This is a genomic window from Chryseobacterium sp. MYb7 (assembly GCF_002979455.1).
Lineage (GTDB): Bacteria > Bacteroidota > Bacteroidia > Flavobacteriales > Weeksellaceae > Chryseobacterium.
Genome location: NZ_PCOU01000003.1, coordinates 224,468 through 235,461, shown reverse-complemented (window position 1 = coordinate 235,461; position 10,994 = coordinate 224,468). Strand labels below are relative to the sequence as shown.

Sequence of the window (10,994 nt, the reverse complement as noted above, 5' to 3'; positions counted from 1 at the left end):
GCATATGATGGAAATATCATTAAAGCTCTTATTTTTGAAACTTAACAAGCAATTATCTATAATTATTTAACAATACCATAAATTCAAATCCGTACAATCGCTGATGGGAAAAGAAATGATTCAGCTTTTTGACGGTGAGAAAGGATATTTTGATCAGATGGGAACTAAAACAGACATCCCTGCTGACAAAATTGCTGAGCTGAAAAAAGGAAAACCAATTGATGCTTTAGCTTTTGATGCTTCTAATTTTCAGACTGTATCTATAGAAAAACTGGACGGAAAAGATTATAATGTATTGTCTTCAGACAAAGGAAAGTTTTATTTCGATGCCGGAACCGGACTTTTGTATAAGACGGATGCTGGAGAAGGTAAAGCAACAATCAAAAGTTATATAGCGGTAGACGGACTACAGTTTCCTGCTGAAGTAGAAGCTGAAGGTGGTGGTCAGAAAATGACAATCAAAACTACAAAAGTGGTAATCAACTCCGGAGTTACGGATGCTGATTTTAAATAAAAAATCACTTTTTAAGAGATAAAAACCGGGAAATTCCCGGTTTTTTTGTGTTTTAATACTTTTAACTCAAATTTAACTATAAATTTTTGACATAGTATTTCTTCAGCTTGTGAAGAATTGATACTTTTAGCATGCAAATAAAATCAAATACCATGAAAAAAGTATTATCTTCATTTGCAGTCATTTTCCTGATGTCTGCGAATGCCTTTGGACAGAATATCCCTGTGGATCCGTCCGTAAGAATCGGTACCCTTTCCAACGGAATGAAGTACTACATCAAAAAAAACACTTTACCTGAGAAAAAAGTAGATTTCCGTCTGGCAATCAATGCCGGATCTATTCTTGAAGATGAAAATCAAAGAGGATTAGCTCACTTTATGGAGCACATGAACTTTAACGGAACCAAAAATTTTCCGGATAATAAATTAGTAGACTTTCTACAATCTATCGGAGTGAAATTCGGTCAGCACCTTAATGCTTACACCAGTTTTGACGAAACGGTTTACATGCTTCCTGTTCCTTTGGATAAACCTGGAAATCTGGATGCCGGACTGAAAGTAATGGAAGACTGGGCATTTAATGCAACCTTGTCAGACAATCAGATCAATAAAGAGAGAGGAGTTGTACTGGAAGAACTGAGATTAGGTCTTGGACCAGATAAGAGAATGATGGATAAATATCTTCCAAAGCTTTTGTACAAATCTCAATATGCAGACAGACTTCCGATTGGTAAAAAAGAAGTATTGGAAAACTTTAAACCCGATGTGATCAGAAAATTCCACCAGGAATGGTACAGACCGGATCTGATGGCGATTATCGTGGTAGGAGATATCAATGTAGATGAAATCGAGAAAAAGATCAAGGATAACTTCAGCAAATATAAAAACCCTTCAAAACCTAGGGAAAGAAAATCTTTTGACCTTCCGAATCATAAAGAAACGTTGGTAGCAATTGAAACAGATCCTGATGCAACCAATTCTATGGTACAGTTTATCATGAAAGATGCTGATGCCTATACGCCGGATGTAACCGTTCAGCAATATAATCAGAGTCTTATAGAAAATCTTTCAACCACTATGTTGAATAACAGATTGAGAGAACTGATCAACTCTACAAACCCTCCTTTTACTTTTGGATCAGTATACCACGGTGGAACGTATGCAAGAAGTAAAGAAGCTTTCCAGGGATTTGCTATGGTAAAAGAAGGAAACCAGCTGAATGCATTAAAAGTTTTATTGGAGGAAGTAGAAAGAGCAAAAAGATTCGGATTTACACAGTCTGAACTGGACAGAGCAAAATCTCAGGTACTTTCCGATCTTGAAAGATCTTATAACAACAGAGATAAGACTGAAAGTGACAGACTCATAGGGGAATATGTAAGAAACTTCCTGGAGCAGGAACCAATCCCCGGAATTGCTTGGGAATATGAAGATACCAAATCTTTCTTACCATCTGTTACTCTCGCACAAACCAATGATATCATCAAGAAAATGGTGAAGGATGACAGCAGAGTGATCGTAATTACAGGTCCTAAAAAAGATAATGTAACCATGCCTACAGAAGCAATGGTGCTGAATACATTTGATGCCGTAAAAATGGCGGATCTTAAACCTTATGAAGAAAAGGCTGCCATCAAAAACCTGATAAAACCATTTAAATCAGAAGGGAAAATTGCTAAAACAGAAACGGATGCTAAGTTAGGAACAACAACCTGGACATTAAGCAACGGAGCAAAAGTAACTTTCAAGAAAACTGATTTCAAAGACGATGAAATTGTATTTACAGCAAGAAGTTTAGGAGGAAGTTCCCTTATTCCGGATGCTGATTACAATAAAACACAGTTTGCCTTCTCTGCGCTCACAGAAGCTGGTGTAGGTGGATTCTCTAAAGCAGATCTTACCAACTACCTTGCAGGTAAACAAGTAGGGGTAAATCCTATGGTGACCAATCTTTTTGAAGGAATTTCGGGAAGAACTACCCAAAAGGATTTAGGAACAGCTATGGAATTGATGTATGCTTATTTTACAAGCTTAAATTACAACCCTGCTTCCTTTAATGCTTACAAAGAAAAGCAGTCGGCAATGCTGAATAACCTGTTGTCAAATCCTCAGGCTTATTTCTCTAACGAACACGCAAAATTCACGAATCAGAAGAATCCGAGATTCATCGGGTTGTTTCCAATGGAAAAAGACTGGGCGAATACAGATTATAAAAAAGCATACGATATCTACAAAGAGAAATTTGCTAATGCCGGAAACTTCCAGTTCTATTTCGTAGGAAATATTGATGAAGCGAAGTTTAAAGATGAAGTACTGCAGTATATTGCCAGTCTGCCATCATCAGGAAAAACTACCATGTTTAAAGATACGGGATACAGAACGATTACCGGAGACTATACAAAAGTGTACAAAAAAGGAAAAGATCCGAAGAGTATGGTATCTATCTCATACAGTGGAGAAGCGCCTTACAACGAGAAAGAAGCCTTAGCATTATCTGCTCTTGGAGAAGTGGCTACCATCAAGGTGATCGAAAAATTAAGAGAAGATGAAAGTGGTATCTATGGTGGAGGAGCAAGAGGAGGTATGAACAGAATCCCTTACGGTACTTACAGTTTCGGGATCAACTTCCCTTGTGGTCCGGAAAATGCAGATAAATTGACTAAGAGCGCCATTGCTGAGCTTCAGAAGCTTATCGACAATGGTCCTGAGCAGAAAGATCTTGATAAGTACAAAGAAGGAGAATACAATGATAATAAAACAGAACTTAAAGACAATATGTTCTGGATGAATGCTATCGCTAAAAACCAATTAGACGGAAGTGATAAGTATGATATCCTGAATTACCAGGATAAAGTAAAAGCGCTTACCGTAAAAGACCTTCAGGATGTTGCCAAAAAATACCTTACAAAAGGAAGAATCGTGGCAACCTTAATGCCGGAAGATGGTTGGGAAAAGGCTAAAAAAGAAGAACCTAAAAAAGCAGAAGTCACAGCTGTAAAAGCAGGTGCTTCTAATTAAATTTTTTTCTTAAAATAACAAAACCGTTGTATTTTACAGCGGTTTTTTTTGTTGAGTAAGAATAATATAATGATGATTAATGGCAGTTTTGAGCTTAATGATGAAAATGAAATTATTTTTAATTAGTCTATTTAATATTATTGACGAATATTTTAAATTAAAAATCATTTTTATCAATATAAAAGCAATAATTTATTTTCATTTTGTAATATTTAAATTTTTTAACTTGAATTTAACCCTGTTGTAAAAGGCTAATTGCAGGGAGAAATGATATTTTTGAGTGTCAAAAAATAATGCAGATGAAAAAAATATTATCTTCGTTTTCAGTCATCTTTCTGATGTCAGTAAATGTCTATGGACAGAACATCCCTGTGGATCCTTCTGTAAAAATCGGTACTCTTTCCAATGGAATGAAGTACTACATCAAAAAAAATGCTCTACCTGAGAAAAAAGTAGAATTCCGTCTGGCGATCAATGCCGGATCTATTCTTGAAGACGAAAATCAAAGAGGATTGGCTCACTTTATGGAACACATGAATTTCAACGGAACCAAAAATTTTCCGGATAATAAATTAGTAGATTTTCTACAATCTATCGGAGTGAAATTCGGTCAGCACCTTAATGCTTACACCGGCTTTGACGAAACGGTTTACATGCTTCCTGTCCCATTGGATAAACCCGGAAATTTGGATGCCGGACTTAAAGTAATGGAAGACTGGGCATTTAATGCAACACTTTCAGAAAAACAGATCAATAAAGAGAGAGGTGTGGTATTGGAAGAACTGAGATTAGGCCTTGGACCAGATAAGAGAATGATGGATAAATATCTTCCAAAACTTTTATACAAATCTCAATATGCCGAAAGACTTCCGATCGGGAAAAAAGAAGTAATTGAAAACTTCAAACCCGATGTGATCAGAAAATTCCACCAGGACTGGTACAGACCGGATCTGATGGCGATTGTCGTAGTAGGAGATATCAACGTAGATGAAATTGAGAAAAAAATTAAGGATAATTTCAGCAAATATAAAAATCCTTCCCAACCTAAAGAAAGAAAGTCTTTTGACCTCCCGAATCATAAAGAAGCACTGGTGGCTATTGAGACAGATCCTGATGCTACAGGTTCCGGAGTACAGTTTATCATCAAAGATTCTAAAGCTTATCAACCCGATGTAACTGTTCAGCAGTATGATCAAAGCCTTGTAGAAGGGCTTGTGAATATGATGTTGAACAGCAGATTGGCAGAGTTGGTGAACTCCACAAACCCACCTTTTACTTATGGTTCGGTATACCATGGAGGAACGTATGCAAGAAGTAAAGAAGCATTTCAAGGATCAGCCTCTACAAAAGATGGTGATCAGCTGAATGCACTGAAAGTTTTACTGGAAGAAGTGGAAAGAGCCAAAAGATTCGGATTTACACAATCTGAATTGAATAGAGCAAAAGATCAGATGCTTTCTTCTTACGAATGGGCCTACAACAACAAAGATAAGTACGAAAGCAGCGAACTGATTGATGGATATGTTGGCAATTTTCTGAGACAGGATCCAATGCCTGGGATAACCTGGGGATATGAACATATTAAAAAAGTCCTTCCAACTGTAGAACTAGCGCAAACAAATGAAATTATCAAAAAGCTGGTAAAAGATGATAGCAGGGTGATCATCATGACAGGTCCTAAAAAAGATAATATTAAAATGCCAACAGAGGCAATGGTTCTGAAGACATTTGATACAGTGAAAATGGCTGATCTTAAGCCCTATGAAGAAAAAGCTAAAGCTGAGAGTTTAATAAAACCTTTCAAATCTGAAGGGAAAATTATTAAAACAGAAGCGGATTCCAAATTAGGAACAACCACCTGGACATTAAGCAACGGAGCTAAAGTTACTTTCAAAAAAACAGATTATAAAGACGATGAAATTATCTTTTCGGCAATAAGTCTGGGAGGAGTATCTGTTATTCCGGATGCTGATTACAATAAAACAAAATTTGCCTTCGATGCTTTGCTGGAAGCTGGCTTAGCTGGACTTTCCAAAACAGATCTTATCCATTATCTTGCAGGAAAGCAGGTGAGTGCAACTCCTTACATCGGTGGGGCTACAGAAGGAGTTTCAGGAACGAGTTCGAAAAAAGATCTAAAAACAGCTATGGAATTGATTTATGCTTGCTTCACAGACTTAAATTACAACCCTGATGCGTTTAATGCCTATAAAACAAAGAAATCGGCAATGCTGGCTAATGCAGACTCAGATCCGCAATACTATTTTTCTAATGAATATTCAAAATTTATCAATCAGAAAAATCCAAGATTTACCAGTCTCGAACCTACAGAAAAAGATTGGGTGAGTACAGATTATAAAATGGCTTATGATATTTACAAACAGAAATTTGCCAATGCCGGTAATTTTCATTTCTATTTTGTAGGAAACATAGACGAAGGAGAGCTTAAAAATGAGGTTCTGCAGTATATTGCATCACTTCCTGCAACAGGAAAATCATCTACATTTAAAGATACTGGGTACAGACCTGTGCAAGGAGGATATACCAAGGTTTATAAAAAAGGAAAAGAGCCGAAAAGCCTTGTTACAATTTCCTATAGTGGAGAAGCCCCTTATAATGAGAAGGAAGCTATAGCTCTTTCGGCACTTGGAGAAGTAGCTACGATTAAAATTCTTGAAAAACTAAGAGAAGACGAAAGTGGTATTTATGGAGGCGGGGCAAGTGGAAGCTTCATGAAAATTCCATACAGCGCTTATGATTTTACCATTAATTTTCCTTGTGGTCCTGAAAATGCAGATAAGCTGACAAAAAGTGCAGTGGCGGAATTACAAAAATTAATAGATAAAGGTCCTGAGCAAAAAGACCTTGATAAATACAAAGAAGGAGAATACAACGAATATAACACGAGCCTTAAAAACAATGGATTCTGGTTACAGGGGATCGCCCAAAACCAATTAGACGGCAGTGATAAATATGATATCCTGAATTATCCGGATAAAGTAAAAGCACTTACCGTAAAAGATCTTCAGGATGTTGCTAAAAAATACCTTACAAAAGAAAAGAATATAGCGACTCTGATGCCGGAAGATGGTTGGGAAAAGGCTAAAAAAGAAGAAACAAAAAAAGTAGGAACATCTAATTAATCCGTTTTTTTTAAACTTTGAGAAATAAGAAAACCGCAGAGAAATCTGCGGTTTTTGTTATTGAATTCAAATCCTGACCGGTTAAGAACCATATTCTTTTTTCCATTCGTCAGCTGCCCCGCTTAGAACATTGTAGAATTCTTCGCCGTATTTTCTGATTAATGGAGTTTTTAAAAATTTATAAACAGGAACCTGAAGTTCTTTCCCAAGCGTGCACGCATCACTGCATACATTCCATTCGTGATAATTCAATGCGGTAAAAGCAGAGTATTCCGTAATACGGATCGGATAAAGGTGGCAGGAGATAGGTTTTTGCCAGTCTACGGCACCATCCTCGTATGCTTTTTCAATACCACATTTGGTAATTCCTTTTTCATCGAATGTTACATAAGCACATTCGCGGTCCTCCACCATAGGAGTAACATACATTCCGTCGTGCGGATCAGTAGTCCATGTTCCCTGCTCTTCAAGGGCTTTGATTCCTTCCTGAGTAAGGTAAGGTTTTATTTGATCAAAAATACTGTCCAATATCTCAAGCTCGTTTTTATCCAACGGAGCTCCTACATCGCCCTCCACACAACATGCACCTTTACATTTCGTAAGGTTGCAAACAAATTCTTCGGAAAAAATTTCCTCAGAAATCAATTTATCGTCTATCTGAATCATAATTTTTTAAAATAAATCAAAAACTGTACCTGCTTTGAAGGTCAGTAAACTAATAATAATAAGCCATACACCGGCTTCACGCATCCAGTATTTGGGTAAAAATCTCATCATTCTGCTCAGAATAATACTTGAAGGAAATGCCAGAAGCAGCAGATATTCATAGCTTTTATTCATATATAAAATGATGGAAATGAGCTGTGCTACCGAAAAGACTAACAGAAAAGTATACTTGTATCTGCTTATCGGGCTTTTCTTATTATAATTTTTAAAATGGTCATATACTGCATAAATAAGCATCAGAACCACAGGGATCAGTGGCAGAAGCTCCGTATAATCCGTTACCGGTTTCATCTTTCCAAAAGGAAAATAGTCTATATTCCAGGAAGTAAACTGAACGAAATACATGATTGAAAAATAGCTGAATGTAATCAAAACAATTCCCAGTAGAAATCTGAAAAGGTTCAATGTAATTCTGGCAGAAGTAGCAATCACGTGAATAATTACAAACACTGCCATTGGCCAGGTTGTGGGGAGGAAAATAAAGTTCAGTGCCACAATAGCTCCTACAAGAACATATGATTTTTTTCTGGTATCTTCATCGGCACTCGTCAGAAGTAGGATAAGAAAGGAATTGGTAAGCAGCGAAACTGCAATTCCTATATCCAGATTTCCGGGATACAGCCCGAAAATGAAAAAAGTATATAAGAATAAAGGCAGATGGGTCTGATAATTAAGGGCAATACTGTGAAAACAAAAATATCCTAAAGCAATTCCCAGAAAAGTTATTCCGGCAACTATAGCTTCGTAAGTATTGAAATTCAGTATGTTAAATATTACGACTACTAAAAGAAGAAAACCAATATAAACAGGAATTGAAAAAATATTGCTTTCTTTTGAAAGTAATTTAAACATTTTTTATAAATTTGTACAAAGTTAATTTAAAAAAGGAAAATAATGACGTCTTTCTTTCTATTCTTAAGTAAAGTTTTCAAATGGACTTTCGGTTTCTTTGATACTTTCGGTAATGTTTTAAACTGGATTTTATTTGCAGTTTGCTGTGTACTATTTACTTATTGGTGCTATGTACTGGTAGTTACACTAGGTGGTGACAAAGACAAAGACTATTATTCTCCAACGGAAGGTAAGAATCCTTACTACGATCCGAATATCTACAAAAAAGAAGGTTAATTAATTGGTTATATAGTAAAAAACCGATCAAACATTATGATTTGATCGGTTTTTTTATTACTAACGATTAAAATTTTCTGTTTCTTAGTCGTGAATTGGAAGTACCAGAACAGGAATACTTGAACTTTTTGTAATTCCTTTTGTTAAGCTTCCTACAAACACATCATAAATTCCGCTTCTGCCGTGTGATCCCATCACAATATAATCTGCATTTTTCGCTTTTGCATATTCCAGAATAATATCTTTGGCAAGCCCCTGTTTTAGAAGATGTTCACAATCAATATCATGAGCAATGATTCTTTGCTCAATCTTATTAAGCTGTACCAGCTCTTCTCTTATTTCGTTGGCTTCCACTTCCGGAAAATATTGAAATCCCATATCTCCAATAGCAAAGCCGATATCTGATGGCGCTACATGGATCAGGTAAATTCTGCCGTTAAGCTGTTTTGCAAATTTTATGGCACCGTCTACCAGTTGGTCTGTCTTGTCCCCAAAATCTACGGGTAATACAATATTTATCATAACCTCTAATTTTGTTACCTAAAGATAGGAAAAATTTGTCAGACTTTGATGCTAAATACTTATAATATTCGAATATCAAGGATTTTTTCCTCTTCAAGGTAAGCTTCCAGAATATCATTTTCTTCTACCTTTCCAACCCCTTTTGGAGTTCCTGTGAAGATAAGATCACCCACTCTTAAGGTAAAATACTGAGAAGCAAAAGCAATAATATCATCAAAATTGAACATCATATCTTGGGTATTGCCATCCTGAACTTTGTCTTTATTTTTTAACAATGAAAACTGAAGACTATCAAGACTGAAATTCTCTTTTTTGAAAAAACTGCTTACCACAGCAGAGCCGTCAAAACCTTTGGCAAGTTCCCATGGCAGCCCCTTTGATTTTAGCTCACTCTGTAGATCTCTGGCTGTGAAATCTATTCCCAGACCTATTTCTTCATAATGTTTATTGGCAGATTCTTTCTGGATATATTTTCCTCCTTTGGAAATTTTTAATACCACTTCCAGTTCGTAGTGAATATCATTTGAAAATTCAGGGATGTAGAAATCATTTCCCTTCAAAACTGCTGTATCCGGTTTCATAAAGATAACAGGATTCTCAGGAATTTCATTTCCTAATTCTTTGGCATGCTCGCTGTAGTTTCTTCCTATGCAGATGATTTTCATAACTGTTTTAATTTTATTTTGTTGTCTTCGTCATTGCGAGGAACGAAGCAATCTTTATTAAATATTTAATGATGAAGATGATTAATTCCTATTGATTATGAGTGAATTCATTCCCGCAATAATAGCATTTGAATTTGTGGCTCGTCAGAAAAGAAATCCCAAAGAAGCTGGTGGCACTGTCATCTCTGTAAATATGATTGGAACCACACTTCGGACAGACAAAATCAAACTCAGGATCAGAAATCGTGTGTTCTACTTCCAGCGAATATTGCTCATTATCTTTGTAATCCTGAAGAATCTGCTGAGCTTTTTCCACATCTTCTTCAAAAACCTGAAGCTGTATACCGCCTACAGCCTGTGAAAGAAGCCAATCCGATTGAATCAGCTGCTCATTCGCAATGAAGCTGTTGATGCCGTTTTCAGCAAGTATCTGCTTATCCCTGTTAGCTTCAAGGGCTGTCTCATAAAATTTAAAACGAACAAGTTCTGACATTTTTAAAATCTGCTTGATAGTTGAATCTTTGTAAAAACTTTTTTAGTATACAACGGAAAATCAGCATTCTGAAGCCATCCGAAATATCCTAAATCCTTTTGAAATACTGCTTTTACAACCTGGCCTTTATATTTTCCAAAGTTGAAAACTTCTTCCATTTTTTCATTATATCCGATAAATCCGGCAAGATCTGCATTCTTGTTATGGAATGTAAACTCACTTAGCGGTGCTATTTCGTTCGGGATATCATCGTATTTTCCTACCTGGGCATCCAGAACTTCAAAAGTCGCCATTACATCAGCCTCTGCAGAGTGTGCATTTTCTAATGTTTTTCCACAGTAAAACTGATAAGCTGCCCCTAAATTTCTAGGTTCCTTTTTATGGAAAATAGTCTGTGCATCTACCAGTCGGAATTTACTCAGATCAAAATCCATTCCTACTCTTAAAAGTTCTTCTGCCAAAAGCGGAACATCAAATCGGTTGGAATTAAATCCTCCCAAATCACTTCCGGTAATCATCTCCATCACTTTAGAAGCAATATCCCTGAAGGTAGGAGCATCTTTTACATCTTCATCATAGATCCCGTGGATCTCACTGCTTTCTTTAGGAATAAGCATTTCCGGGTTTACACGCCATGTTTTGCTTTCTCTTGAGGCGTCCGGGTTTACTTTTAAGATACAGATCTCAACGATTCTGTCTTTTCCGATATTAGTTCCTGTAGTTTCCAGGTCAAAAATACAAAGTGGTTTATGGAGTTTTAAATTCATGTTGATGATTAATAATTTG

10 protein-coding genes are annotated in these 10,994 nt (G+C 36.3%); 4 read left to right on the top strand and 6 right to left on the bottom strand.

Annotation, left to right across the window (positions count from 1 at the left end; genetic code table 11):
* Positions 1-103: 103 nt before the first annotated feature.
* From CQ046_RS04595 to CQ046_RS04585, 3 genes are all read left to right on the top strand, one after another.
* Positions 104-514, top strand: a complete 411-nt coding sequence (locus tag CQ046_RS04595) for a hypothetical protein (RefSeq protein ID WP_228406876.1) — start codon at positions 104-106, stop codon at positions 512-514.
* A 152-nt stretch (positions 515-666) separates the two neighbouring features.
* Complete coding sequence (locus CQ046_RS04590) at positions 667-3,531, top strand: M16 family metallopeptidase (RefSeq protein ID WP_105701130.1); 2,865 nt, start codon at positions 667-669, stop codon at positions 3,529-3,531.
* 299 nt (positions 3,532-3,830) lie between these two features.
* Positions 3,831-6,674, top strand: coding sequence for a M16 family metallopeptidase (locus CQ046_RS04585; protein WP_105701143.1), 2,844 nt, complete (start codon positions 3,831-3,833; stop codon positions 6,672-6,674).
* A gap of 81 nt (positions 6,675-6,755) precedes the next feature.
* Here CQ046_RS04585 and CQ046_RS04580 read toward each other — a convergent pair whose 3' ends face one another.
* Positions 6,756-7,340, bottom strand: coding sequence for a DUF3109 family protein (locus tag CQ046_RS04580; protein ID WP_105701129.1), 585 nt, complete (start codon positions 7,338-7,340; stop codon positions 6,756-6,758).
* Positions 7,341-7,346: 6 nt separating this feature from the next.
* On the bottom strand, positions 7,347-8,252 hold the full coding sequence (locus tag CQ046_RS04575; RefSeq protein ID WP_105701128.1) for a DUF6427 family protein: 906 nt from the start codon (positions 8,250-8,252) through the stop codon (positions 7,347-7,349).
* A 42-nt stretch (positions 8,253-8,294) separates the two neighbouring features.
* On the opposite strand from CQ046_RS04575, the gene CQ046_RS04570 reads away from it, so the two are divergent.
* Entirely contained in the window at positions 8,295-8,528 is a 234-nt protein-coding gene (locus CQ046_RS04570) for a DUF6341 family protein (RefSeq protein ID WP_047386641.1), read from the top strand.
* 84 nt (positions 8,529-8,612) lie between these two features.
* Here the strand turns inward: CQ046_RS04570 and CQ046_RS04565 are convergent, their stop codons facing one another.
* From CQ046_RS04565 to CQ046_RS04550, 4 genes are all read right to left on the bottom strand, one after another.
* Positions 8,613-9,050 (bottom strand): universal stress protein, encoded by a 438-nt coding sequence (locus tag CQ046_RS04565; protein WP_105701127.1) that lies wholly within the window; start codon positions 9,048-9,050, stop codon positions 8,613-8,615.
* A gap of 59 nt (positions 9,051-9,109) precedes the next feature.
* Complete coding sequence (locus CQ046_RS04560) at positions 9,110-9,715, bottom strand: fumarylacetoacetate hydrolase family protein (RefSeq protein WP_105701126.1); 606 nt, start codon at positions 9,713-9,715, stop codon at positions 9,110-9,112.
* 88 nt (positions 9,716-9,803) lie between these two features.
* Entirely contained in the window at positions 9,804-10,208 is a 405-nt protein-coding gene (locus tag CQ046_RS04555) for a DUF2007 domain-containing protein (RefSeq protein WP_105701125.1), read from the bottom strand.
* Between the two features lie 2 nt (positions 10,209-10,210).
* Complete coding sequence (locus CQ046_RS04550) at positions 10,211-10,975, bottom strand: 3'-5' exonuclease (protein WP_105701124.1); 765 nt, start codon at positions 10,973-10,975, stop codon at positions 10,211-10,213.
* Positions 10,976-10,994: the final 19 nt, after the last annotated feature.

Excerpts from the sequence above, each read along its gene's own strand:
- CQ046_RS04595 (WP_228406876.1), top strand. The coding sequence starts at position 104 with ATGGGAAAAGAAATGATTCAGCTTTTTGACGGTGAGAAAGGATATTTT.
- CQ046_RS04590 (WP_105701130.1), top strand. The coding sequence starts at position 667 with ATGAAAAAAGTATTATCTTCATTTGCAGTCATTTTCCTGATGTCTGCG.
- CQ046_RS04585 (WP_105701143.1), top strand. The coding sequence starts at position 3,831 with ATGAAAAAAATATTATCTTCGTTTTCAGTCATCTTTCTGATGTCAGTA.
- CQ046_RS04580 (WP_105701129.1), bottom strand. The coding sequence starts at position 7,340 with ATGATTCAGATAGACGATAAATTGATTTCTGAGGAAATTTTTTCCGAA.
- CQ046_RS04575 (WP_105701128.1), bottom strand. The coding sequence starts at position 8,252 with ATGTTTAAATTACTTTCAAAAGAAAGCAATATTTTTTCAATTCCTGTT.
- CQ046_RS04570 (WP_047386641.1), top strand. The coding sequence starts at position 8,295 with ATGACGTCTTTCTTTCTATTCTTAAGTAAAGTTTTCAAATGGACTTTC.
- CQ046_RS04565 (WP_105701127.1), bottom strand. The coding sequence starts at position 9,050 with ATGATAAATATTGTATTACCCGTAGATTTTGGGGACAAGACAGACCAA.
- CQ046_RS04560 (WP_105701126.1), bottom strand. The coding sequence starts at position 9,715 with ATGAAAATCATCTGCATAGGAAGAAACTACAGCGAGCATGCCAAAGAA.
- CQ046_RS04555 (WP_105701125.1), bottom strand. The coding sequence starts at position 10,208 with ATGTCAGAACTTGTTCGTTTTAAATTTTATGAGACAGCCCTTGAAGCT.
- CQ046_RS04550 (WP_105701124.1), bottom strand. The coding sequence starts at position 10,975 with ATGAATTTAAAACTCCATAAACCACTTTGTATTTTTGACCTGGAAACT.